Origin of the sequence: Lentibacillus saliphilus, from assembly GCF_019093865.1 — a bacterium.
In the GTDB taxonomy this organism is placed as follows: domain Bacteria; phylum Bacillota; class Bacilli; order Bacillales; family Amphibacillaceae; genus Lentibacillus_B; species Lentibacillus_B saliphilus.
In genome coordinates this window covers 1-22,464 of sequence record NZ_JABJXD010000001.1, presented here as the reverse complement: position 1 = coordinate 22,464, position 22,464 = coordinate 1, and the positions used below count along the sequence as shown (strand labels likewise).

The 22,464-nt window shown below is 38.1% G+C and carries 26 protein-coding genes; 2 read left to right on the top strand and 24 right to left on the bottom strand.

The features are described 5' to 3' along the window. Positions 1-93: 93 nt before the first annotated feature. The 4 genes from HPC67_RS00130 to HPC67_RS00115 are packed head-to-tail and all read right to left on the bottom strand — an operon-like array spanning position 94 to position 3,544. Positions 94-414 (bottom strand): hypothetical protein, encoded by a 321-nt coding sequence (locus HPC67_RS00130; protein ID WP_217585410.1) that lies wholly within the window; start codon positions 412-414, stop codon positions 94-96. After that, entirely contained in the window at positions 411-995 is a 585-nt protein-coding gene (locus HPC67_RS00125; protein ID WP_217585409.1) for a CPBP family intramembrane glutamic endopeptidase, read from the bottom strand. Before HPC67_RS00125 ends, HPC67_RS00130 begins: the two co-directional genes overlap by 4 nt. Next, a complete protein-coding gene (locus HPC67_RS00120) occupies positions 979-2,520 on the bottom strand; it encodes a RecQ family ATP-dependent DNA helicase (protein ID WP_343327781.1) in 1,542 nt (513 codons plus the stop codon). Before HPC67_RS00120 ends, HPC67_RS00125 begins: the two co-directional genes overlap by 17 nt. Beyond that, the gene (locus tag HPC67_RS00115; protein WP_217585407.1) at positions 2,510-3,544 is read right to left on the bottom strand and encodes a YpbB family protein; all 1,035 of its coding nucleotides are present in this window, start codon (positions 3,542-3,544) and stop codon (positions 2,510-2,512) included. Before HPC67_RS00115 ends, HPC67_RS00120 begins: the two co-directional genes overlap by 11 nt. 142 nt (positions 3,545-3,686) lie before the next feature. Here HPC67_RS00115 and HPC67_RS00110 point away from each other — a divergent pair, with 142 nt between their 5' ends. After that, complete coding sequence (locus tag HPC67_RS00110) at positions 3,687-3,935, top strand: ferredoxin (protein WP_217585406.1); 249 nt, start codon at positions 3,687-3,689, stop codon at positions 3,933-3,935. A gap of 102 nt (positions 3,936-4,037) precedes the next feature. Here HPC67_RS00110 and HPC67_RS00105 read toward each other — a convergent pair whose 3' ends face one another. The 13 genes from HPC67_RS00105 to HPC67_RS00045 form a co-directional block, all read right to left on the bottom strand. Next, entirely contained in the window at positions 4,038-5,285 is a 1,248-nt protein-coding gene (locus HPC67_RS00105) for a hypothetical protein (protein WP_217585405.1), read from the bottom strand. Then, the gene (locus HPC67_RS00100; RefSeq protein ID WP_217585404.1) at positions 5,266-5,811 is read right to left on the bottom strand and encodes an RNA polymerase sigma factor SigX; all 546 of its coding nucleotides are present in this window, start codon (positions 5,809-5,811) and stop codon (positions 5,266-5,268) included. Before HPC67_RS00100 ends, HPC67_RS00105 begins: the two co-directional genes overlap by 20 nt. A 214-nt stretch (positions 5,812-6,025) precedes the next feature. After that, entirely contained in the window at positions 6,026-7,789 is a 1,764-nt protein-coding gene (locus HPC67_RS00095) for an ATP-binding protein (protein WP_217585403.1), read from the bottom strand. Further along, positions 7,789-8,505, bottom strand: coding sequence for a response regulator transcription factor (locus HPC67_RS00090; RefSeq protein ID WP_217585402.1), 717 nt, complete (start codon positions 8,503-8,505; stop codon positions 7,789-7,791). The genes HPC67_RS00095 and HPC67_RS00090 overlap by 1 nt, the downstream gene beginning before the upstream one ends. 139 nt (positions 8,506-8,644) lie before the next feature. After that, positions 8,645-9,829 carry a c-type cytochrome biogenesis protein CcsB gene (ccsB, locus tag HPC67_RS00085; RefSeq protein ID WP_217585401.1) on the bottom strand — a complete coding sequence of 395 codons (1,185 nt, stop codon included), beginning with the start codon at positions 9,827-9,829 and terminating at the stop codon, positions 8,645-8,647. A gap of 23 nt (positions 9,830-9,852) precedes the next feature. Further along, complete coding sequence (resB, locus tag HPC67_RS00080) at positions 9,853-11,493, bottom strand: cytochrome c biogenesis protein ResB (protein WP_217585400.1); 1,641 nt, start codon at positions 11,491-11,493, stop codon at positions 9,853-9,855. 29 nt (positions 11,494-11,522) lie between these two features. Continuing rightward, positions 11,523-12,095: a thiol-disulfide oxidoreductase ResA gene (gene resA, locus HPC67_RS00075; protein WP_217585399.1), complete on the bottom strand. Its 573-nt coding sequence runs from the start codon at positions 12,093-12,095 to the stop codon at positions 11,523-11,525. A gap of 54 nt (positions 12,096-12,149) precedes the next feature. After that, entirely contained in the window at positions 12,150-12,878 is a 729-nt protein-coding gene (locus HPC67_RS00070; RefSeq protein ID WP_217586211.1) for a pseudouridine synthase, read from the bottom strand. Between the two features lie 71 nt (positions 12,879-12,949). Next, positions 12,950-13,480, bottom strand: coding sequence for a spore maturation protein (locus tag HPC67_RS00065; protein WP_217585398.1), 531 nt, complete (start codon positions 13,478-13,480; stop codon positions 12,950-12,952). Between the two features lie 2 nt (positions 13,481-13,482). Then, positions 13,483-14,067 (bottom strand): nucleoside recognition domain-containing protein, encoded by a 585-nt coding sequence (locus tag HPC67_RS00060; RefSeq protein ID WP_217585397.1) that lies wholly within the window; start codon positions 14,065-14,067, stop codon positions 13,483-13,485. Further along, positions 14,060-15,136, bottom strand: a complete 1,077-nt coding sequence (locus HPC67_RS00055) for a D-alanyl-D-alanine carboxypeptidase family protein (RefSeq protein ID WP_217585396.1) — start codon at positions 15,134-15,136, stop codon at positions 14,060-14,062. The genes HPC67_RS00060 and HPC67_RS00055 overlap by 8 nt, the downstream gene beginning before the upstream one ends. 119 nt (positions 15,137-15,255) lie before the next feature. Beyond that, positions 15,256-15,843: an SMC-Scp complex subunit ScpB gene (gene scpB, locus HPC67_RS00050; protein ID WP_217585395.1), complete on the bottom strand. Its 588-nt coding sequence runs from the start codon at positions 15,841-15,843 to the stop codon at positions 15,256-15,258. Continuing rightward, positions 15,843-16,574, bottom strand: coding sequence for a segregation/condensation protein A (locus HPC67_RS00045; RefSeq protein ID WP_217585394.1), 732 nt, complete (start codon positions 16,572-16,574; stop codon positions 15,843-15,845). The genes scpB and HPC67_RS00045 overlap by 1 nt, the downstream gene beginning before the upstream one ends. A 148-nt stretch (positions 16,575-16,722) precedes the next feature. On the opposite strand from HPC67_RS00045, the gene HPC67_RS00040 reads away from it, so the two are divergent. Then, complete coding sequence (locus tag HPC67_RS00040) at positions 16,723-16,806, top strand: YjcZ family sporulation protein (RefSeq protein WP_217586210.1); 84 nt, start codon at positions 16,723-16,725, stop codon at positions 16,804-16,806. A gap of 51 nt (positions 16,807-16,857) precedes the next feature. Here the strand turns inward: HPC67_RS00040 and HPC67_RS00035 are convergent, their stop codons facing one another. From HPC67_RS00035 to HPC67_RS00005, 7 genes are all read right to left on the bottom strand, one after another. After that, the gene (locus HPC67_RS00035) at positions 16,858-17,232 is read right to left on the bottom strand and encodes a GNAT family N-acetyltransferase (RefSeq protein ID WP_217585393.1); all 375 of its coding nucleotides are present in this window, start codon (positions 17,230-17,232) and stop codon (positions 16,858-16,860) included. Between the two features lie 167 nt (positions 17,233-17,399). Beyond that, on the bottom strand, positions 17,400-17,870 hold the full coding sequence (locus HPC67_RS00030; protein WP_217585392.1) for a M50 family metallopeptidase: 471 nt from the start codon (positions 17,868-17,870) through the stop codon (positions 17,400-17,402). A gap of 19 nt (positions 17,871-17,889) precedes the next feature. Further along, entirely contained in the window at positions 17,890-18,324 is a 435-nt protein-coding gene (locus tag HPC67_RS00025) for a peptidylprolyl isomerase (RefSeq protein ID WP_217585391.1), read from the bottom strand. Between the two features lie 27 nt (positions 18,325-18,351). Continuing rightward, positions 18,352-19,659 carry a diaminopimelate decarboxylase gene (gene lysA, locus HPC67_RS00020; RefSeq protein WP_217585390.1) on the bottom strand — a complete coding sequence of 436 codons (1,308 nt, stop codon included), beginning with the start codon at positions 19,657-19,659 and terminating at the stop codon, positions 18,352-18,354. A 92-nt stretch (positions 19,660-19,751) separates the two neighbouring features. Continuing rightward, the gene (locus HPC67_RS00015; protein WP_217585389.1) at positions 19,752-21,227 is read right to left on the bottom strand and encodes a spore germination protein; all 1,476 of its coding nucleotides are present in this window, start codon (positions 21,225-21,227) and stop codon (positions 19,752-19,754) included. Positions 21,228-21,251: 24 nt separating this feature from the next. Further along, a complete protein-coding gene (locus tag HPC67_RS00010; protein ID WP_217585388.1) occupies positions 21,252-21,683 on the bottom strand; it encodes a stage V sporulation protein AB in 432 nt (143 codons plus the stop codon). Beyond that, positions 21,676-22,278 carry a stage V sporulation protein AA gene (locus HPC67_RS00005; RefSeq protein ID WP_217585387.1) on the bottom strand — a complete coding sequence of 201 codons (603 nt, stop codon included), beginning with the start codon at positions 22,276-22,278 and terminating at the stop codon, positions 21,676-21,678. Before HPC67_RS00005 ends, HPC67_RS00010 begins: the two co-directional genes overlap by 8 nt. Positions 22,279-22,464: the final 186 nt, after the last annotated feature.

The window sequence follows — 22,464 nt, the reverse complement described above, 5'->3', positions numbered from 1 at the left end:
GTTTTGAAACGAGTTACAAACAAACTAAAGTGCCCCCAACAAGTGATGATATAAGCTCACTTGCATGGGGGCACAATCCGTCATATTCATTTTCTACAATGGGATCAATGAATCGATCATGTGGTCATCCATCATGATCCAAGAAGCAATTAGTACGCATAATACAATCACACTAACGACAATCAATCGAATCAATGGACGGCGCAATTTGAACTTAAACCCGGTTTTATCGTTTTGATGGACTGTTTTCCTCGGTGGTAAGTTTAAAATATCAATCTTGTCATCGGTTTCTAAAAATTGTTGATCACTCGGTGAAGGCGATTCTTCAATTTTATGCTCGACATCCTGCACTTCACCAATCAATTTACGAAGTTCTGCTGCTTGATCGTCTTGGAAATTTGCTTCATCATTCATTTGAACGCCCCCCACTTACGAAATCGTATAAGAAGTCCTAGTAAAAAATCAACTGTAAAATGTGCTATGATGCATACCCATAGATTAGCAGTCAACTCATATATATAGCCGATAAAAAAACTAACAAATAAAATAGACACGAATAAAACTGGCTTCGACAAATATCTAATATGGACAAGGGCAAATAGAGTACTAGCGATCACGTAGCCCAATGTCGTCTGTAGTACCCCGCGAAACAGCACTTCTTCCGATATCGCAACAACACTTGCAATGGTGAAAATACTTATAACAGAACGATTTTGGAAAATTCGTTGATTAATGCCCCCATCATCATAATACCGTGATGGGAAAACCTTCATAAGAACAATATCAAGCGCAACAACAACTAAACCAGAACCAACGCCATAATAGATGATCGGCAGCAATTGCCAATCAAACAACGTCCACCAACGACTAAAATCCTCGAATAAAAATAAACTTAGAATGATCGCTGTAAAAAAAATAACCCCTTGTGACATGTATAATTGTATCGTTAACTGCTTGTCCGATAATTGCTTAATGATTTCACTCTGTTTTTGCATATACATTATCCTGTAACAAAAGTTTTTTCAGATGATCTTGCCAATTGTTATTCTGTTGTTCGAGGATTTGAGCTTTTAGTTGAACATCTCTTATTGTATACCCACAATTTGAACAGCATTCGGCGTGTTTTTCTGTGTATCCGTCTTGGAAATGTTTATATAACTGTCGTCTTAAACAATCGGATTCACGAATCCAAGCAATCATTTTTCGAAGCTGACGACGTTTGATAAACATACGCTCAACAATATGTGCGCGAATGTCTTCACGTGCACGTTCCCATTTCATATCATCACACACCACTTGTTTTCCGTTCATTATATCATGTTTAATAAGCTGATGTTTTAAATATCGCCATTGAATTTCATTTAAGTTGATTAATGCAGCTATTTCTTCATCAGAAGATTCACGATCATTCGTCTGTAAAATTTGCTTTATACGCTGAAATATCCCTTCAAGATTCGCCTCATCAGGAAGTTCTCTTGTAATGAGATTTTCAGATATCATAATATCCGCTTCAGAAAATAGCAATAAAGCCACACTATGTTCCCCATCTCTTCCGGCACGTCCAACCTCCTGAATGTAGGATTCAAGCTCTGTTGGAAAGTGGTAGTGTATGACGAGTCGAATGTTACTTTTATCAATCCCCATGCCAAAAGCACTTGTACAGCATATGACATCAACTTGATCTGTCATGTATTGCTGTTGAATCAATAATCTATCCGTTTGTTCCATTCCGCCATGATAATAAGCAATCCGACGGTCTGGTAGTTTTTGAGACAGTGTTATTGCTAATTGTTCAGCTAATTGTCGACTAGAAAAATAAATAATGGTCGGGACGTGATGCTTAGCCAGCAGCGATGTCATAATCTCAAGCTTATCTTGTGGGTTTTCCGTTTCTTCCACAATAAATGCAATATTTTCTCGGTCCATTGGAAAAATATGACGCATCATATGTGGTCGTTTTAAAGCAGCCATAATATCTTCTTGTACTCGAGGTGTGGCTGTTGCGCTAAGGGCAAGTATCGGTGGATGACCTAGCTGTGCAATAATAGCTGACAGCTTTAAATAATCAGGGCGAAACTCATGTCCCCATTGTGAGATACAATGGGCCTCATCGACGACAAACAAACTAATCGTCTGCTGTTGAATCATGCTTAGAACATGGGATTGCTGTAATAGTTCTGGTGAAATGTAAATAAGCTTATATGCCGATAAATTTCGGAGTACAGCTTGTCTGTCTTTCATCGATAAAAAACTATTAAGTGCAACGACACCTGTATAATGCCGGGCTTTTAATTGTTTTACTTGATCTGTCATGAGTGAAATAAGTGGACTAACGACAATGGTCAGGCCTGGAAGTAATTTAGCGGGTAATTGATAACAAACGGATTTCCCTGATCCTGTTGGTAATATCCCTAACACATCTTCACCATTGAGGACATCCTCGATAATAGTTTTTTGCCCTAATCGGAAGGTTTCATATTGGAAATGTGTGTATAGTTCTTGTTCTAAATTAAAGCACACCATTTATATCACCTGTCCTTTGCAAGGCCGCTAATACCAATCGAATTTGAAAATATGATACATCTGAATGGACCCGTTGTTTAATTTCCTTCAGCCGAAAGGACTGTGTTTCATAAATCGCTTCAATAATCTCTTGCTCTGTTTGGTTTGATACATATGGTTCTAGTGACATGTTTGCATCAACGTATACAATTTCAACGAGATGATCATAAATCGTATTTAACTTCAATTGTCTTATTAAAGCAATTTGCTCTAATGTATACTGTTTTTTTAGAAGTGCGTACGTTTGCTTCGCTGATTGTGTAATCATGTTAGATTGCTGTAAATCAGCTCGTATCATACTTAAGGTCGGATAATGATGACCTTCACTTACTTGTCTCATAATTTGATGATGAACTTTTTTGAGCAATAGCTTTACCGTGTGTATATCTAAGTGATATTTATGAGCGAGTTGTGGCGTGCTCATGCCATAATGCTGATAACCTGTTAAACGATCTACGAAAAGGCTGGCTTCCAATTCTGTTAATGTATTAAGGATATCGTATAATTCATCATAAATGGCTTTTAGCGCTTGATGAGGTTTATTGATTTGTTTAAACACCGATTTAACCCACTGTGTAATGTACCGATCATCTTCAACAGGAATAAATGAATAATGCCCTTGAGCTGTGTTTGTAAGTGTTTGAATCAGCAATAACAATCGACTAGAAAATACAGGTTCAACGTTAGAGTATGCAAGTCCATTAAAGTGCTGCAGATTTAACGATGTCTGTTGCAGCCACTTCTCACCCAAGTGTGTTGGTGTCATTGTATGCGCGTCAATTTGCCTAAGCCATTGGTTATTCATCATAGTTGTAACCGTTTGATCAAAGGCATATTTTTGGAGCTCCTTATAAACACCATAAAAAGTTCCGAGCTGATATATGTGAACATCTTGGACGGTTTGAATTGATTTTTTTCCAGTCATAATATTAAAGATAGCTGATGTTGATCGATGTTCGCGCATAGCTACACTACACGTCATTATAATTCCTTCAAGCTGCATATTCATCAATTCCCTTTAAGGCATAGATTCGCATATGTGTAAGAGTAATACAGAGTTGTCAATTCGTCCATGTCGTTTTAAAATAAATGATGTGGTTTGTGTTTAAGAGGAGGAACGTCGCATGTCCAAATATACCATCATAGATCAAGAAACGTGCATCGCATGTGGAGCGTGTGGAATGGCTGCACCTGACATATATGATTACGACGATGAAGGCATTGCTTTCGTCTCTTTAGATCGCAATACAGGAACAGAAGCTGTGCCAAAGCATTTCGAAGACGATGTACGAGATGCATGGGAGGAATGTCCCACTCAATCGGTTAAAATTGCCTCTCAATCCTTTGAAGGTGACCCAGTTAAATTCGAGTAAACTGTTCACTATATAGCATAAGTTGTTCCGTAAAAATTGTCAAAAGAACGCAGACCTCATTAAAAAGGGTTAGCGTTCTTTTGACCTGTGCTGAGAGATTTTTTATTGTGCTATTTCAATAGGATTAATTGCCTTTGGAACAGCAATCTTCTCTGTGACATCATAAGGACCAATGCTTTCCAGTCCGCTATTTTTAACAACAACATGCGTGAAGCCAAAATCTTTTGCTGTCATGAGCATCGCTTCAATCATGACTTGTGTATCACGATCATTTTCCAGCTTTTCTGGTGTGACAACAGATAAAATGAGTACATTCTCATCAACTGAAGCCGTTAAGTTAACATCTTCCGGAATAGATGCAAACACATCATTTGCAAGTTCATTTTCCTTCATCAGAGAAATTCCTGTTGTGATATCAATTGTTTCATCCTGCGGCACAGGTAAGAGAAATGAACGAGTTGCTTTATCTGGATAATACATTTTATAAATCGCTTTACCCTTTTCCTCAATTGGCATTTCGTCAATCTCACCAAACGGTCCGAGCTCTATAGTTTCTTTACCTGAGACTGTTTTAAAGTCAACCTGTTGAATGCCTAGCGGACGAAACATCATGTTTAAGGTCTTCTCAAACATATATGCCCGCGCTGATCCATCACCAATTGAAAAATCATCTGCGACTTCAGCAATCACACGATTTTCTTTCATATCGATTTGAAATGTTATGTCTTTAATCGGAAAGGCGCCCATTCCCCACTCATTTGGCGTTAACACCTTTTCTAACTCGTTATAAAAAGAAGTCAGTGCATTATCCGTAGCAATTTCAGCGTTCGCATAAACAAAGGTCATCGGTATGACATATTGTGCATATTGATCAGGTAATGCCCCATATACCAATGGTTGTGATTCTGAGGATTGTTTAAGAACATAAGAAGAGAAGGTGTCACCCTCAGTCACCTTTTCGGCACGTTCTTCTTGATCATGTTCATCAATGGCTGCTTGATCGGTATCAAATGTGTCACTTTCAGCATCATGTATCTCCTTATTTGATTGATCATCAGCACTTTTTCCTTCGTCATCATGTTGTATGTCATTCGCTTTTTCAAAGTGATTTGCTTCATTTGCCTCTTCATTAAATAAACCCGGCAATAGTATGAGTCCAATTAAAAAGGCCGCCGCAGTTGCTAAAATTGGAAATAGCATAACGTGTTTTTTCCGTTTGATGTTGCGTGGGGATTCTATGTTTTGAATGACACGTTGGTAGAGTTCATCTTTTGACTGTTCATCATCAATAGATGGCAATGACTTTAACATATCAATGATTTTTTTGTCTTTATCGTCGTATGATGTCATCTTCGTCTCCCCTTTGCTCTTCACTCATCAATGTTTTTAAAACTTTGAGTGCGCGATGTTGTGTTGTTTTAACCTTACTCGTACTGAAATTTAAAATATTGGCTGTTTCTTTAATGGAAAAATCATGTATGTATCTTAATAACAACACACTTTTTTGATTTGGTGTGCAGTGATCAAGATAGCTGTATAAACGTTTAATATCTTCATTTAGGACGGTTATTTCCTCAGGTAGTGGTTTCGTATCCTGAATATGTTGTTGCCGCTCATTCCAATCAGGTAATTGGGCAACATGTTTTTGTTTTCTCTGGTTCGACCGAAAATAATCAATCGTTTGATGTCTCGCAATGGAAAAAATCCACGTTTTTAAACTGCTCTTTCCTTTATAAGAATGATAAGACTGCAGGATTTTAATATAAACGTCTTGAATTAGATCCTCAGCCGTCTCTTTATCTTTAACCATATAAAATATGAAACGGTATAAATCATGATGATACGTTTCATAAATATCATCGAAGAGCTCTTTCATGTATATCCCCCGTTCAAACGTTTAGTCGTTTGGCATGTATTAAAAGTTACATACATATTCGATTATACCATAGCCAACATATTTCCAAATAGATAATGGCAATTTTCAAACAGATAAAACGTTAAAAACCAATAGCCAGGTGGTTACCCCCAAAACGTTAGATTTTCAACTCTAACTTTTGAGGATCGGTACCTACAGCTACTGGTTTTTTACATTATCGCTTATTTGGTATTTTTATTGTAAACGTCGTGCCCTCATTTAGCTTGCTGTTAACAGTGATGGTCCCCCGATGTGCTTCAACAAGATGCTTCGCAATGGCAAGACCTAGCCCAGTTCCTTTTTTCTTACCATTTCGTGTCCGGGCTTTATCAGCTTTGTAAAACCGTTCAAACACAAATGGCAAATCTTCTTCTGGAATACCAGAGCCATTATCCTTGATCGATATGGATAGCATATCTTGATCATTTGAAGCAATCACATTAACAAACCCTTGTTGATCAGTATGACGAATCGCATTATCAATTAAATTGGTCAACACCTGATCCATTTTATCAACATCTAAGCATGCAACAGCATATTTAATATCTTTGTCATTCAAAAGTTGTATATTCGCTTCATCTGCTAATCCTTTAAATTTACGTATGATGCGTTCGAGGAAGAGATGAATGTCAACAGACTCTTTATTTAAATGAATATGTCCTGCTTCCATTCGAGCAAGATCTAGCAATTCATTCACCAATCGGCCCATTCTAAGTGACTCTTCATGAATGATATGCGCAAGCTCATTCTTGTCCTCTTTACTCTCTGCAACGTCATCAACAATTGCCTCACTATAGCCTTGAAGCATTGCAATTGGGGTCCTAAGCTCATGCGAAACGTTGGCAATAAAATCCTTCCTTAATTTATCTAGACGACGCTCATCGGTCATATCACGGATAACTGCAACAGCTCCTCTAACATACGTCTGATTGTAAAGAGGCGTCATTATCATAACCCATGTTCGTCCTTGTAAATTAATTTCCCTCATGACCTCAGTTTCTTTATTAACAACTTCAACAAGCAGTTCATTTAATTCGATCGGTAGTACTTTATGAGAATCTCGCTGTACAATATCTTTATCAAAGTACCAACTATCCATAAACTGATCAGCCGGTGTGTTCGTGACAATGATATTACCATTACGATTCAAGGTCATGACACCATCAGCCATTGAACTAATGATGCTCGACATCTGTTCTTTTTCTTGACGCAAAGCATTAATATGAAATTTCAACTGGCGGCCCATCCTGTTAAAGGCCATCGCCAAACCACCAATTTCATCATTTGTCAAAATGGGAACCTTCGTATTAAATTCACCTCGCGTCAAATCAAATGCAGCTTCTCGCATTTTTATGAGCGGAGATGTAATACGTGTCGACAAAAAGAAAGCAAAAATAGTTGTTAAAACGATTGCAATACCAGCAGCTATAAATATAATTTTAGTTGTTTCTGCTTTTGTTTGATCAATAACTGCTAACGTTTGAAAGACATAAACAGCACCAGTCGCATTAGGAATTGGTGTGCCGACGACCATAATCTCACTATTGGTCCCTGGAAGCGTTAATTGTTTTTTTACCTTTTCCCCACCGATTGCCTTTTTTAAATCTGGATCTTTTTCAATCCAATCTTTAGGCGTATTTAATAGCTTATGATCACTCGAATCAGAAAACCAATGGTCTTGATGTTCATCAAAAGCAATCATGACTCGACTTGAAGGGTCTTTCACAAAATCAACCGTATTCAATAACTGTGCTTGGTCTTCATACTGCGTCACCATCATTGAAATTTTAGTTGCTGTTTCCATAATGTCTTCTTCTGCTTCCTGAATATGAAACGTCTCAAAAAACTCAAGTAAAAAGATTGTTAATACAAATAATACAAAAGAAACTAGCAATAAAATCGTTATTGCTAGCTTTCCGACTACGCTACGCCAAAACATTATGCATCATCTACCTCAAATTTATATCCGACGCCCCAAACTGTCACGATCATCTTAGCCGCATCTTCTGAAACTTGATTGAGCTTTTCTCTAAGACGCTTCACATGTGTATCAACTGTCCTTAAATCACCAAAAAATTCATAATGCCAAACTTCTTTTAACAATTCTTCACGATGATATACTTTATCAGGTGACTTTGCTAAAAAACAAAGAAGTTCATATTCTTTTGGGGTTAAGCTTACTTCTGATCCATCTGCAGTTACACGATGGGCATCATGATCAATTGTCAAATGAGGATAGGCAATAATGTCTTTAGGTGGTACTGCCACTTGTTCAAACTGCGCAGCAGATACACGACGTAAAATGGCTTTAACCCTAAGAACAACCTCGCGTGGACTAAATGGTTTAACAATATAGTCATCCGCACCCACTTCAAACCCCTGAACGCGATTTGATTCTTCACCTTTAGCTGTTAACATAATAATCGGTGTTTCTTTTTCTTTTCTAATCTCTCTACAGACGTCTATCCCATTCATCTCAGGCATCATAATATCTAACAAAATAACATGAAAATCATCATTTATGGCCTTTTCAAGCGCCTCCGTACCATCTTGTGCTTCTTCGACAATATAGTCTTCACGCTCAAGATACATACGAATGAGACGTCTAATTCTTTCTTCATCATCTACGACTAATACTTTTGTTGTTTCAGACACGGGACATTCCCCCCTAGACTTTATATTAAATTATAAACGAAATCTATCCAAAAGTATAAGGTATTTATGCTTTTACGTCTAATTAAAAGAACACAGGACATCACAAATCGTAATTTGCTAATGCCCTGTTCACAGTCAATTAAGCGTAGGAATGTAAACCTGCCAAAACAAGGTTTACGACAATGATGTTGAACATAATGATTGCAAAGCCACCAACGGCTAACCACGCTGACTTCTCACCATGCCAGCCTCGAGATAACCGCAAATGAAGAAACGCAGCATAAAAGAACCAAGTAATCAGCGCCCACACTTCTTTTGGATCCCATCCCCAGAATCGATCCCAAGCAATTTGTGCCCAAATAGCTGCAAAAATCAAGCCGCCAAGGGTAAATACTGGAAAACCGATTGTCACCGCACGATACGTCACTTCATCTAGCATATCTGGATTTGTTTTATTCAAATATGGTTGAATTGCGGCTCCAACTCTTTTTCTTAACACCAATCGCACAATACCATAAATCAGCGTTCCTGCCATAATTGACCAAATAATTGTATTTAATTTTTGACCCGCATCTTTTCCGTGCATCCAGCTTGGTGCTTCAAATAAAGGCTTCATAGCACCAGGTGTTAAGATTTCTCCGTTATGCGGACCAGCAATAGGTGGCATATGATAGGTTGACTGATAGGATTTATCATTATATTGATATCCATATACGGCTTCATAGTTCGTCGCATTGAACACTGATGAAATCACGATGAAACCTATAAACAAGAAAAGGGAATATATAATCAGTTCAAGCCATATGTTTTTCTTGTTTTTCACAGTTTGATCAATTTGTCTGATTAAGAAGATCAAGCCTGATACAAAGCTAACCGCTAAGATGGCATTACCAAGAGAAACAGTTGTGACATGAATGTAAAGCCAATGACTCTTTAATGATGGTACTAATGGTGCAATTTCTGTTGGAAACATACTCGCATATGCGATCAAAATCATCGCAATCGGTAATGCAAACAAACCTAAAACTGTAATTCTATAAATAAAATAAAGAATAAGAAACGCTAGAACAAGCCCCATTCCAAAAGACGTAACAAATTCAAACATATTGCTAACTGGTGCATGACCACTTGCAATCCATCTCGTAATAAAATATACAAGTTGGGCAATTAGACCGGCGATTGTCAATGCAATGCCAATCGTTCCAGATTTCCCTTTATGAGTTGTCTTTTTATCTTTGATCGTAGCACCAAAAAAGAAAGTCGCAATTAAATACAGAATAAATGCTGTGTATAACGCCCCACTACTAATACTGAACCAATCCATAAATATCCTCCTCGATAAAAACCTTAGTCAAGTTCTTGTTGGTCAATCACTTGATTAATCGATGTATCTGAAATGACCTTTTCTATATCTTTTTTCAGACCAAACCAGTTTTTATTTGTATGACCTGCTAATAAAACGCCGTCACCTTTAACATTCACCCAAATTCTTCTATGCTGCCAGTACATTCCCTGCATGACACCGATCATAAATATCGCAGCCCCTAAGCCAAATAAAGGGAGTGTATAGTCACGACGTACCGTTAGACCACTGACATTGTGCATTTCTGCATCAATGAGTTCTACTCTATAATCGTTTTCACCTGTTGCATCAAAATTCGTTGGCGTGTTCATATAGTCTCCCACAAAACTCACTTCAGCACCTTCTGAATCTGGCGTGCTTACTGCAAATACAAAAGCAGGATTCTTAGTGTTATCGGTTCTAGAGTCGGGGCCATTATCGCTCATATAATATTCAGGATAATACTCACTAATCATGACTCGAAAACCATCGTTCAGCTCATATGTTTCTTGCGGATTTGTCAGGTCAATCATAAATTGATCGATCTGTTCATTATTATTAATATCCGTCACGGCAAACGTCATCGTCGTAAATTCATTTAATTGATAACCAGCTTGATAGAGTGTGTAGCCCTCAAACTTATATGGATGATTCATATAAATCTCTGCTTCATCATACACTTCTAGTTCAAGCTCTTGCCCTGGTACTTCCTGTTCTTTTGCTTTATAAATGATCACATTCGTTTGGAAGTTACTTGGAATAGCGCCCTGTTTCTTGATTGCTTCCGCAAAACGTTCATCATTTTCGTCATACGTTTCCAAAATAAACTCTTTATTTTCAATGTAAAATTGGCTATCCGTTCCATCGATAACGGTCTGTTCACCTTCTCGAACCCACACGTATTCATCTATATACATAAATGATGACGTACGGAGAAGTGCAGCAAGTAAAATAATAATTAACCCGATATGATTAACGTAAGGTCCCCATCTTGAAAAACGACCTTTTTCTGCAAGAATATGTCCTTCTTCATGTCGGACTTTATATTTTTGTTTTTTTAAAGCCTGAATAACCTGCTCTTTTTCACCATCCGTCACATGATCTGTTTGACTAAACAAGCGCTGTCGTTCTAAAAATGACGGATGACGCTTTGCCTTTTGACGCTTTAACGCTTTATAAAGCGGTACAAATCGGTCTAAGCTACAAATAACGAGTGATACACCAATTAAAGCAATTAACAGCATGTACCACCAAGAACTGTATAACACGTGAAATCCGAGTTGGTAAAATATTTTCCCTGTTAATCCATATGTCTCTTCATAAAAAATAGACGGGTCTCTAGAAATTGCATCGGCTGGTATGTACATTTTTTGCGGATAAATTGTTCCGATTGCAGAAGCAACCAGAGCGATTACAATGAGCCAAACCCCTACTTTTACTGACGAAAAGAAGCTCCATATTTTATCAATAATGGACTTATTATACGTTTGTGAGCGACGTGCGCTGCCCTCATAACGCATATTAAGCAGTTTTTTTCGATCATTGCCATCAATATGTTGATTTCCTTCGATCGGTTTTCCACATGCTTCACAGAGCACCGTACCTTCAGGATTCACATGGCCACATTCACATTTAATATGCTTCATTTAAACCCCTCGTTCCCAATCATACGTTGTTATTGTGGTGTTATTTCTTCTAAATGGCCTTCAAGACTTTCCAACGTTAAAGCACCCTCGACCTTGTCAACGATTACACCTTCAGGATTAATAAAGAATGTACTAGGGATCGGACCGACTTTATACAATTCTCGCACTGTATCTTTTTTATCATGCGGGATTGGAAATGTTAGTCCATATTTTTCTATAAAGCGATTAATCCTCAATTCGGCGCCGTCCAAGCTAACAGCTACGATTTCAACGCCTTTTTCTTTATATTCCGGATAAAGACTTTGCATATAAGGCATTTCCGCTTCACACGGATCACAATACGTCGCCCAGAAATTAAGCATAACACCTTTTCCACGTAATTCACTTAATCTCACTTTCTCCATCTCATTATTGTCATTCACTTGGAGAAGTTCAAAATCAGGTGCCTCATCCCCCACTTTGTAAATAGATTTATCTTTCTGCAAATTATCCACCAATGCATAAACAATGGCGCCTAGTAGTACAGACAATATAATTGCTCTGAATACTAAACGCTGTTTTTTCTTTTTATGTTTGGACGCTTTTCTGTCCTCAAGACTCATCTAGATCACTCCCGACGACATTATACCATGTAAACATAGTGGAAATTATGACTATTATTCAACATTTTCCAATGCGAGCGACCGCATTTGCTTAACTTCATGTGGTGTTAATGGTCGAATATCACCTGGTTGCATACCATCGAGCGTTAAGAGTCCGTATTGCTCGCGCTTTAATTTTTCAACTGGATAGCCAAGTGCTTCCATCATACGTCTGATGTGGCGGTTTTTACCTTCATTCAAAGTCAGTTGAATGATCATCGTGTTTTTTTGTTTATCTGTTGACATGATGTCATAACGTAACACCTTCAAGATGTCGTCATCTGATTTTACACCTTTTCTTAATTGATTTAATTCCTTTCGTTCCGGAATACCTTTTATTTTAGCGACATATTTTTTTTCAATATCATGGCTTGGATGCATGAGCAGATTTGCAAACGTCCCGTCATTTGTTAGCAAAATGATACCGGAAGAATTATAATCCAATCGCCCAATCGGGTACACTCTTTCTTGAATACCTGGTAGGAAATCCGTTACAACCTTTCTACCCTTCTCATCATGAACACTCGAAATGACACCCCTTGGCTTATACAGCACAAAATAAACAGGTTCTTCTTTTTCAATCGGAATGCCTTCAACTTCTATTTGATCAGTTGGTGAAACCTTTACACCTAGTTCTGTTACAGTTTGACCGTTCACAGTAACCTTGCCTTCTTGAATTAATTTTTCAGCTTTTCTTCTTGATGTAATACCACTTTGGGCAATTACTTTTTGCAAACGTTCCATTGTCATAGTTAGTCACCATTCTTTTTTAGGATTAAATAATAATAGCGTTAACACTATGTTAACGCCTAATATCAACCGAACACAATTGTTACGATGATTATCGATGCTATTATACCAATTAAATCCGCTACAAGTCCAACTTTTAGAGCGTAGCGCATTTTTCTAATTCCTATCGCACCAAAGTAAACGGTTAGAATATATAATGTTGTATCCGTGCTCCCCTGCATTGTAGATGCCAATCGTCCAATGAACGAGTCTGGACCGTGCGTTCCAACAATTTCAGTCGTCATACCTAAAGCAGCTGTTCCAGAAATTGGTCGTACTAAGGCTAATGGAATAATATCAGGTGGTACCCCTATAATGGACAATAATGGTGATATAAGGTTAATAAAGGCTTCAAGTGCACCAGAGCTTCTTAATATAGAAATCGCCACGAGCATCCCAACTAAAAATGGCAAAATAGAAATGGCCATTTTGATGCCTTCTTTACCACCTTCAACAAACAATTCATATGAAGGTATCCGTTTCCATGTAGCAATGATTAAAACGAGTAGGATGAAGCACGGTATAAACCACGTACTAATTGAAGTAATCAGGGCCATTATTATTGCCTCCGCATACTACGATAATAAAAAAACCGATCCGTTAAAATCGCACCTACAGTTGATATGGCTGTTGCCATAATTGTTGTAGCAACAATCTCAGTTGGTGATACGGAATCATACTGCATTCTAATTGCAATAACTGTCGTTGGAATAATGGTTAAACTGGACGTATTAAGTGCCAAAAAAGTAATCATTGATCTTGATGCAGTGTCTGATTGACTTAAAGTTTTCATTTGCTCCATTGCTTTGATACCCATAGGTGTAGCAGCATTACCTAATCCGAATAAATTAGCCGTCATATTTGACAGGATATATCCCATTGCTGGGTGGTCTTTTGGAATTTCAGGAAAGAGGCGAACAATGATTGGTTTAAACATCTTAGCTAATACTCTTAATAAACCAGCACGTTCTGCGACCTTCATAATACCGAGCCAAAATACAAGAATGCTTATGAGGCCAATAGACAGTGTAACAGCTTCACCAGCACTTTCTATAATTGCTTTGTTGACGTGCTCCATTGTTCCGTTAAACATCGCATACAAGATGCCAATCACTGCCATCAATGCCCAAATCACATTAACCATTAAAATCCATCCTCATCATCGCTTTAAAAGCTGTTTGAAAATAGGATAAAAAACCGCTCTTATTTTTTTGTTGTTCTGTGACGTTTGATTCCCAAATCACCTCGCCATTCAAGTGAAAAATCTTTTTTTCACCAACAGCCATTTGCGAATCGTCTGATTGAATGGTTACCGTCTGTTCTGTTACCTTAACCTCATCTTCTGAGCTTAACGGGTATAAGGCACTTTCTCGTTTCAATATTTCATTATTATCGCTGTCGCCCTCATCTTCCAATTGTTCCATTGTGTATGTATCAAAGGCCCATTCATACATGTTTATATGATCATTCCAGTCATCAGGTGCATTTAACGTGACTGCAATAAGATTCATATTATTTTTGTGTGCTGTCGAGACAAGGGTTCTGCCAGCTTTTTTTGTAAAGCCTGTTTTACCACCTGTACAATATTGGTAATAGGATGTGAGTAGTTTGTTTTTATTCTTCCAAGCATATACTCTTGATTCCGCTGTATAGGACTCCGTACTAGATACTTTTTGAAATAGATCATTTTCCATCGCATAACGCATCAGGATTGCCATATCATACGCGGTTGAATAATGGTTGTCTGAATGAAGCCCATGAGGATTTTCAAAATGGGTATTATCCATCCCAATCCATGCTGCTTTCTCATTCATCAAGTGTACAAAGCCTTCAACACTTCCTCCGATATGCTCACTGATTGTAACAGCTGCATCATTACCTGATCGAAGCATTAGACCATACACGAGGTCTTTCATGAGCATCGTTTCACCTTGTTCTAAATAAATTGATGAGCCTTCAGTATATACAGCACGTTTACTAGCTGTTGCTTCATCATCCAGTTTTCCTGATTCTATTGCAATAATCGCCGTCATAATTTTCGTTATGCTAGCAATAGGCTGTTGCTGATGAGCATGTCGATCATACAATACTCTTCCACTTGATTGTTCCATTAAGACAGCATTATTCCCTGATACATTTGGCTGTGCATGTCCAATTGTAGGCCATGTGAATATGCATATTAACAAAGATAGTATAAAGACGATTAACCGCATAGTTTGGTAACCTCCTAGGGCTCTTTTCTTTATATTCATATGCACACGGACGCGCAATATGAATATTGATCTTTGCAGAATAATAGCCTTGTCATTTTTGACAAGGCTATCATCGTCTCTTATTCTTGTTTATATTCTTCGTTCAGAGCATTAAAAAACAAATCTGCTTCCTGTGTAATATCCTGAACATCCACATCCTCAGGTAAATCTGGTAGTTCTTCTAACGTACTTAATCCAAAATATGTTAAAAACGTCATACTTGTTCCAAACAATATCGGTCGTCCGACGCCATCCCTTCTGCCAACTTCTTCTATCAAAGACCGTGCTAAAAGTGTCTGTACTGGTCGATCACTTTTCACACCACGTATATCTTCAATTTCTGTACGTGTAATCGGCTGCTGATATGCGATAATTGCCAACGTTTCCAAAGCTGCCTGAGAAAGCTTTGACGAATGTGGCGTATTTAAAAGCTTTTGCACGTAAGGGCTGTATTCTGGTTTCGTAGCCAGAAAAAACGTTTGATTAGATTCCACCATCATAATACCGGTATTTTTATTTTCATAGTCAAACTTTAATTCGTCTAATATATGTTCAACCATTGTGCCATCAATCTCAAGCACACGTGATATTTGCCTAATTGTTACGCCTTCATCACCACTCGCGAAAAGCAAGCTTTCTGTGATCGCCTTTACAGCTGCATATTCCATCATGCTCCCCCCGCATAAATAATGATATCATCAAAATGACGTTTTTGTTCACATATAACATCATTGTTTTTCATAAGTTCGAGAACCGCCATAAACGTAACAACGATATGGGTTCGTGAACGCACTGTAAATAATTCGTTAAAATGAATACCGTCCACACAACGGCTAACGGATTCAAGGACTTGTTCCATCCGCTGCTCGATTGAAATATCTGTTCGTTTTACAGTCGTCTCTAAAGGTTCATTCCATCTTTTTCTGTCAAGTACATGTGCAAGTGCGGCCAACATATCATAAACTGATACGTCACCTTTCTCCATAACAGGTTGTGTGCTCTCTTTATCAGCCAACACAGGCGGACGCGTATAAATACCCAATGCGTCACTTTCTTTTTCTTCTAGCTTTTTTGCAGCTTCTTTGTACTTCTTGTAAACGATTAACCGTTCCATCAATTCTTGACGAGGATCTTCAACATACTCATCCTCCTCATCTAGTTCTTGCTTAGGCAAAAGCATTTGACTCTTAAGGGCGAGTAAAGTGGATGCCATGACAAGGTATTCACTGGCGATATTTAACTCAAGGCGTTGCATCGTATGGATATACACCATATACTGTTCTGTTATTTGTGCTACTGGGATATCATAAATATCGATCTCATACTGGTAAATCAAATGTAAAAGTAAATCCAATGGACCTTCGAAAGCATCTAGCTTAACTTCATATGACACGTTCATAACCGTTCCCCTTCTTCCAAATAAAACATATCATTTAAGCACATGCGCCCAAACAACTTAAGACATTCAAACATAATTTAATAATGTAAGATCAAGGTTTGTCAGTCAATGTAATCTGACAAGATTTTTTAAAAGGAGGTATTCACTTATGAGTGGATATTATGGTGGAGGATTTGCGTTAATCGTCGTCTTGTTTATTCTCCTTATTATCGTTGGTGCTGCGTGGCTTTAGGATAAGCAGCTCTACCAAATAAGCCAGCTCCTCTCATCTAGGGCTGGCTTATTAAATCTGATCTTCTTCATGTCCTTTTTCGTCACACATATTAATAAATGGCTCTGTAATGGCATCCGCACAAACGGCATATTGATCTTCGTACATATGCTTAACACTATGCACCATCTGCTTTCCTACTCCCGTGTTGCGATGAGATGGGTTAACGCTAACATGCTGAATGACAGCATTAATGTCATTGTCAATACGAATCCCAATGGCGCCTATAATATCATCATCCTGTTTCCAAAGAAAGAGGTGCCAATCCTCATCTGTTTCATAAGCTTTTATAGTTTGCTGAAGTTTTTTTACATCTCTTTCTTCGGGCATAAATGACAAAAGGCCCATAGCTATTTTTTCAAACGCTTTTTTATAACGAATTAACATACGAATCCCTCATTAAGATAGCAAATGATAAAGTTGCTGTAGTTAGTGATCGTTCAAGTTGATATATCTATTTATGCATGAACATAAATGAATGTCAACCTTCCAACGTATAAGTGAAGTCCGTATTATCTTTCACACTTTATCAACTTTACATACGTTCAATTACACTACCGATTATTTTTGTATTCTAAAAAACTTGAAAGCATGACATAACCGTCTGATTGGTTATTTTTGATTTTAAATGGTATCACATTGATAGCAGCTAGCCACATATTATACCAAATAAATAATTCTATAAAAGGAATCGCTACCCACTGGAGACTCATGATTCCAATTGTTGCAAATAACGCATTCATTAGGGGGCCACAAAAGGACACCAATATCTTTTCACCAGACGTAAAGGAACGTTCTCGACTATTGGATACAGATCCTCCTAGAAAAAAAGTACTGTAAAAGATGAGCGTATACCGTCCTCGCGTCCATTTTGAAAACTGGCTGCCCCTACCAAGGGTAATGCAAATACGATCTGATTGAATTAAAGCTGCACCAACCGAATGTCCAATTTCATGTGCAAAATTGGACATTGGTGCAATAATTAAGAGTAAAACAAGCACTGTAGATACACTGAAAAACGTCATCTACGCCTCCTACAACGCCTTAACCTGTTATCTTAACTTCTTTCATAACATCACCATTTTTCATGGCTTTTACATGCTCCATACCAGATGTTACTTTACCAAAAACTGTATGTACCCCATCTAAATGTGGCTGTGGTTCATGTACAATGAAAAACTGGCAGCTACCAGTATCTTTACCAGCATGTGCCATGGATAAGCTTCCTGTTTCATGACGATGTGGATTGTTTTCCGTTTCACACTTAATTGTATAGCCTGCTGAACCTGTACCATTGCCAACAGGGCAACCACCTTGACTCACAAAACCATCAATGACACGATGGAATGTCAAGCCATCATAAAATCCATCCTTGATCAACGATACAAAATTCTCTACTGTTTTTGGTGCAGCCTCTGGGTACAGCTCAAATTCAATTTTCGCTTCATTGTCCATCAAGATATATCCTTTATTTTCCATTTTTAAATCTCCTTTGTAATTAAAGTATCATTCATACGATAAGTCATGCTTCACTATATCGTCAAGTGTTTCTCTCCGAACGACGAGATGATCCTTTCCATTTTCAACAAATACAACAGCTGCTTTCGGGAAGCGATTATAGTTGTTTGCCATTGAATACCCATATGCCCCCGTTGAAAACACAGCAAGTATATCTCCTGTCTCCGGAGATGCAACACTTAAATTGTCAATCAGCATATCTCCTGATTCACAGCATTTACCAGCGATTGATACAATGGCCGTTTTATCCATTGTTGCCTTATTTGCAACTATGCCGTCATATTTCGCGTCATACAAAGCTGGTCTCAAATTGTCCGTCATCCCACCATCAACAGCTAAATAAGTTCTTACATCCGGAATATGTTTAAACGATCCAACTGTGTAAAGTGTTATGCCCGCATTTCCAGCAATGGCGCGACCGGGTTCAAGCCAGATTTCTGGAAAAGGCATACCGAGTTTTTTAACATGAGTGTCGATCACTTTAACCAATGCGTCTACATAATGACTGAATGGAATCGGGGTATCAGCTTTCGTATACTGAATACCGAACCCCCCACCAAAGTTCATCACTTCTGGATAATAACCAAACCGTTGATGCCATGCTTTTAACTTTTGAAACAGATGGTCTGCCGCTAACACATAAGCATCTGGAGAAAATATTTGTGATCCAATATGGCAATGTAACCCTTTTATACGGATATGAGAGTGATCAATTAACCGTTCCATAGCTTCATCAGCTTGTCCGTTATGTAAATCAAAACCAAATTTAGAATCCTCATGGCCCGTCATAATATACCGATGGGTAGCCGAGTTGACGCCTGGTGTGACACGAATCAGGACATCGATGTGCTGATTTTTCTGTTTTAACAGCTCTTCAAGCACATCAATGTCTCTAAAATTGTCAATCACAATACAGCCGATATTGTGTTCGAGAGCCATTGAAATCTCTTCAGTACTTTTATTATTACCGTGTAAATGGATGTTTTGCACTGGAAAATCGGCTTTTAATGCGGTATGCAATTCACCAACAGACACAACATCAAGACTGAGCCCTTCTTGTTTCATAACTTGAAGCATAGCAATTGTTGAAAACGCTTTGCTTGCATAGGCAATTTGGCCTGTAATGCCGTGCTTTTGAAATGCTTTTGTAAATGCTTGGGCATTTCGACGTATTAAATCAACGTTATATACATATAGAGGTGTCCCATATTTATGCGCCAGGCTAACAGTATCAACACCATCTATCGTCAAATGTCCTAGTTCATTCGTATTAAAACCTTCACGATCATAAACCATACTTTTTCACCTCGCATCAATGAACGCTCGACGCTTCAATAGAAACACAATACCATAAAATGAGTGAAAACAAAAGAAGTGATCAGAGACTTCTATTTTACTGGTTGTCGGTAATTGTTTTCTGGATGAACAATACTTGGCCGCCTGTTGGAATATGGTATAGGTATTCTAAATATAATGTGTAGCAACGCCTTTAAATTAAAGGGGATAAATGGCCATAGATAAGGTGTTCTTAACGCTGACAAATTAGCCAACAGTAAAATATGAAGTAGTACCCCAACTAAAAACCCAATTAAACCGAATAAGGCAGTTACAACGACGAGAACAACGTTGACAAATTTATTAGCAACGCTGAGCTCATAGCTCGGTGTTACGTAGCCACCTATTGCAGAAAGCGAGACGTAAAGAATCACTTCAGAACCAAATAAACCTACATCGATGGCTATTTGTCCAATTAAAACAGCCGCAATTAAGCCCATCGCTGTTGATAATGGTGTCGGTGTATGAATGGCTGCCATCCTAAGAAATTCAATTCCAGCTAGACCGAGTATGATTTGGACAGGTATCGGAATATTGCCCTCCTCACTTGGTCCAATAAATGACAGTGCCTTTGGAAGTAGCGTCGGCTCCATTACAAACAACAGCCATAACGGTAATAAATAAAGTGACATTAGAATCGCACTAAAACGCAACCATCTAATCGATGTTCCAATTAAAGGTGCTTGGTGAAATTCCTCTGCATGCTGTAAATGATGAAAAAAAGTCGTCGGTACAATGATCGCACTCGGAGATGTATCCACAATGATGAGTACATGTCCTTCCAACAAATGATTTGCTGCAACATCCGGACGTTCTGTAAAACGTACCAATGGATAGGGTATAAACCCCCGCTTTACAATGAATTCTTCCACCGATTTCTCCGCCATTGATATCCCATCAATTTCAATTTCATTTATTTTGCTCTTGATGAGATTAATCAGACCTTCATCCGCAACATCTTGCAAATAACTCACACACACATCAGTTTTCGATCGCTCTCCAACCTTTAACATTTCATTTCGAAGGCGTTCATCTCGAATACGCCGCCTTGTTAAAGCAGTGTTTTCAACGATATTTTCGGTATAGCCATCTCTCGATCCTCTTATAACTCTTTCTGTATCTGGTTCTTCAGGTGTTCTACCTGGGTATGAACGGACATCAATTACAAAAGCTTCACGAACCCCATCAATAAACAAAACGATTAACCCTGTTAAAACTTGATCCACAACTTCATCCATCGTCTGAATCGTCGTCACTTGTTGATGTACAAGGCGGTTTTTAATAATCTCTGCGATCTTATTTTGATCGACTTCTGTATCATTAATATTAACGAGTTCTTCTAATAGCTCAACAATGATTGGTGTTTCACATAAACCAGTAACATAATATAATTGAATCGTTTGACCGAGTATCGTTTGTTCTCGATATCCTAAATCAAACGATACACCAACACCAAGTTTTTGTTTGAGATATCCTTCATTTTCTTTAATTTTTCTCGAAATGAGGCGTTTACCTCGTCTCTCTCTCATACGTACACCACTTTTCTACTAAGTCTATTTACCTACAAAATAAAGCCATTGAAATAGCGAACCAGCAATTTTCCCAAACACAATCGCCATCATCAACGACTTTAATTGTCTATCTAAGCCTATTCGTTTAGATATAAGTGGAAAGACATTCAATACCTCGGTAAGTCCAGCGGCGAGCATACCGACAAACATACCGTGAAAGCTCCCCCAAATTACGAGCAGAACAACTGGGTGATCCCAAGATACATTGGAAAAAGACAAGTAAATGCCAAACATCGACCCCAGTATAATGCAGGTAGCAAAAACAGATATCAAATTGCGCGTTTTACTTAATTGAATTAATCGAGGAATCACACCAAGTACAGTTAAAAAGGCAACATACCCTGCCCCAACAGCTAAACCACCAGCAAAGCCAATTACACATTCAACGATCCTTAAGAGCAGCCAATTAATCATTTAACTTGTTTTCATGTTGAGCGGCATATTGATCAAGGTTTTGCTGGTAGTTAAATATCTCAACTTCCAAGGGACTTGGTTCTTCGTTAAACTTCTTTTTAAACCAATGATTAAAGAAGAGAAGCATACCCAATCCTAATCCGATTGAGTAAGGGATTTGCAACCATAACGGATAATCATTTTCTTTTCCAGTAATGATAAAATGCAGCTTTTGCTGAACTTCTTGCATGCTCACATCGTAATGAAAGTTCATAATCGTCATTGCTGTTCCGATAAATAGAAGCAGCCAAATAAAGGCGACGATGAGCACATTTGGTGATTTTTTTTCTTGATTAACCTTAATAATTGATTCATTTGGACCAAGCAAACGAAAGTCAATTTCAGAAAAGGCCTCTCTTAAGTGCTTGATAATGACGAATGCATCAATTACGACGGTCGTCCCATCCCGTTTCGTAATACGATATATATGTGTTTCAAGTAATGCAGACTCAATATGCTGCGGGGCTGTTATATGGGCAATATCTCTCAGTCGGATTGTCTGTTCATGTGTAATTTCGACGTTTTTCTTTATTCGCAAATAAACTGTGTCTATCATGTTGTCACCAATCCTTGATCAAATAGGTTTATGATTTATTATGGACAATGGCGCTCAAATTATGACATTTTGTGCGAAACTCATCTTCTTATTTGCCTCCAGAATATCTGCTCAAAAATAAAAACCGCCACATAAGTGACGGCATCATATATTCGGTTGTACAATAAATGACGTTGGTGGGGAAAA

Excerpts from the sequence above, each read along its gene's own strand:
- HPC67_RS00055 (WP_217585396.1), bottom strand. The coding sequence starts at position 15,136 with ATGCGGTTAATCGTCTTTATACTATCTTTGTTAATATGCATATTCACA.
- HPC67_RS00030 (WP_217585392.1), bottom strand. The coding sequence starts at position 17,870 with ATGACGTTTTTCAGTGTATCTACAGTGCTTGTTTTACTCTTAATTATT.
- resA (WP_217585399.1), bottom strand. The coding sequence starts at position 12,095 with ATGAGTCTTGAGGACAGAAAAGCGTCCAAACATAAAAAGAAAAAACAG.
- HPC67_RS00065 (WP_217585398.1), bottom strand. The coding sequence starts at position 13,480 with ATGGCCCTGATTACTTCAATTAGTACGTGGTTTATACCGTGCTTCATC.
- HPC67_RS00005 (WP_217585387.1), bottom strand. The coding sequence starts at position 22,278 with ATGATAGACACAGTTTATTTGCGAATAAAGAAAAACGTCGAAATTACA.
- resB (WP_217585400.1), bottom strand. The coding sequence starts at position 11,493 with ATGAAGCATATTAAATGTGAATGTGGCCATGTGAATCCTGAAGGTACG.
- HPC67_RS00070 (WP_217586211.1), bottom strand. The coding sequence starts at position 12,878 with ATGGAACGTTTGCAAAAAGTAATTGCCCAAAGTGGTATTACATCAAGA.
- HPC67_RS00025 (WP_217585391.1), bottom strand. The coding sequence starts at position 18,324 with ATGGAAAATAAAGGATATATCTTGATGGACAATGAAGCGAAAATTGAA.
- HPC67_RS00115 (WP_217585407.1), bottom strand. The coding sequence starts at position 3,544 with ATGACGTGTAGTGTAGCTATGCGCGAACATCGATCAACATCAGCTATC.
- ccsB (WP_217585401.1), bottom strand. The coding sequence starts at position 9,829 with ATGGATTGGTTCAGTATTAGTAGTGGGGCGTTATACACAGCATTTATT.
- HPC67_RS00100 (WP_217585404.1), bottom strand. The coding sequence starts at position 5,811 with ATGAAAGAGCTCTTCGATGATATTTATGAAACGTATCATCATGATTTA.
- HPC67_RS00110 (WP_217585406.1), top strand. The coding sequence starts at position 3,687 with ATGTCCAAATATACCATCATAGATCAAGAAACGTGCATCGCATGTGGA.
- HPC67_RS00035 (WP_217585393.1), bottom strand. The coding sequence starts at position 17,232 with ATGTTAATTCGTTATAAAAAAGCGTTTGAAAAAATAGCTATGGGCCTT.
- HPC67_RS00015 (WP_217585389.1), bottom strand. The coding sequence starts at position 21,227 with ATGAGAGAGAGACGAGGTAAACGCCTCATTTCGAGAAAAATTAAAGAA.
- HPC67_RS00060 (WP_217585397.1), bottom strand. The coding sequence starts at position 14,067 with ATGGTTAATGTGATTTGGGCATTGATGGCAGTGATTGGCATCTTGTAT.
- HPC67_RS00040 (WP_217586210.1), top strand. The coding sequence starts at position 16,723 with ATGAGTGGATATTATGGTGGAGGATTTGCGTTAATCGTCGTCTTGTTT.
- scpB (WP_217585395.1), bottom strand. The coding sequence starts at position 15,843 with ATGGAATATGCAGCTGTAAAGGCGATCACAGAAAGCTTGCTTTTCGCG.
- HPC67_RS00095 (WP_217585403.1), bottom strand. The coding sequence starts at position 7,789 with ATGTTTTGGCGTAGCGTAGTCGGAAAGCTAGCAATAACGATTTTATTG.
- HPC67_RS00105 (WP_217585405.1), bottom strand. The coding sequence starts at position 5,285 with ATGACATCATACGACGATAAAGACAAAAAAATCATTGATATGTTAAAG.
- lysA (WP_217585390.1), bottom strand. The coding sequence starts at position 19,659 with ATGGTTTATGATCGTGAAGGTTTTAATACGAATGAACTAGGACATTTG.
- HPC67_RS00010 (WP_217585388.1), bottom strand. The coding sequence starts at position 21,683 with ATGATTAATTGGCTGCTCTTAAGGATCGTTGAATGTGTAATTGGCTTT.
- HPC67_RS00130 (WP_217585410.1), bottom strand. The coding sequence starts at position 414 with ATGAATGATGAAGCAAATTTCCAAGACGATCAAGCAGCAGAACTTCGT.
- HPC67_RS00125 (WP_217585409.1), bottom strand. The coding sequence starts at position 995 with ATGCAAAAACAGAGTGAAATCATTAAGCAATTATCGGACAAGCAGTTA.
- HPC67_RS00045 (WP_217585394.1), bottom strand. The coding sequence starts at position 16,574 with ATGAACGTGTCATATGAAGTTAAGCTAGATGCTTTCGAAGGTCCATTG.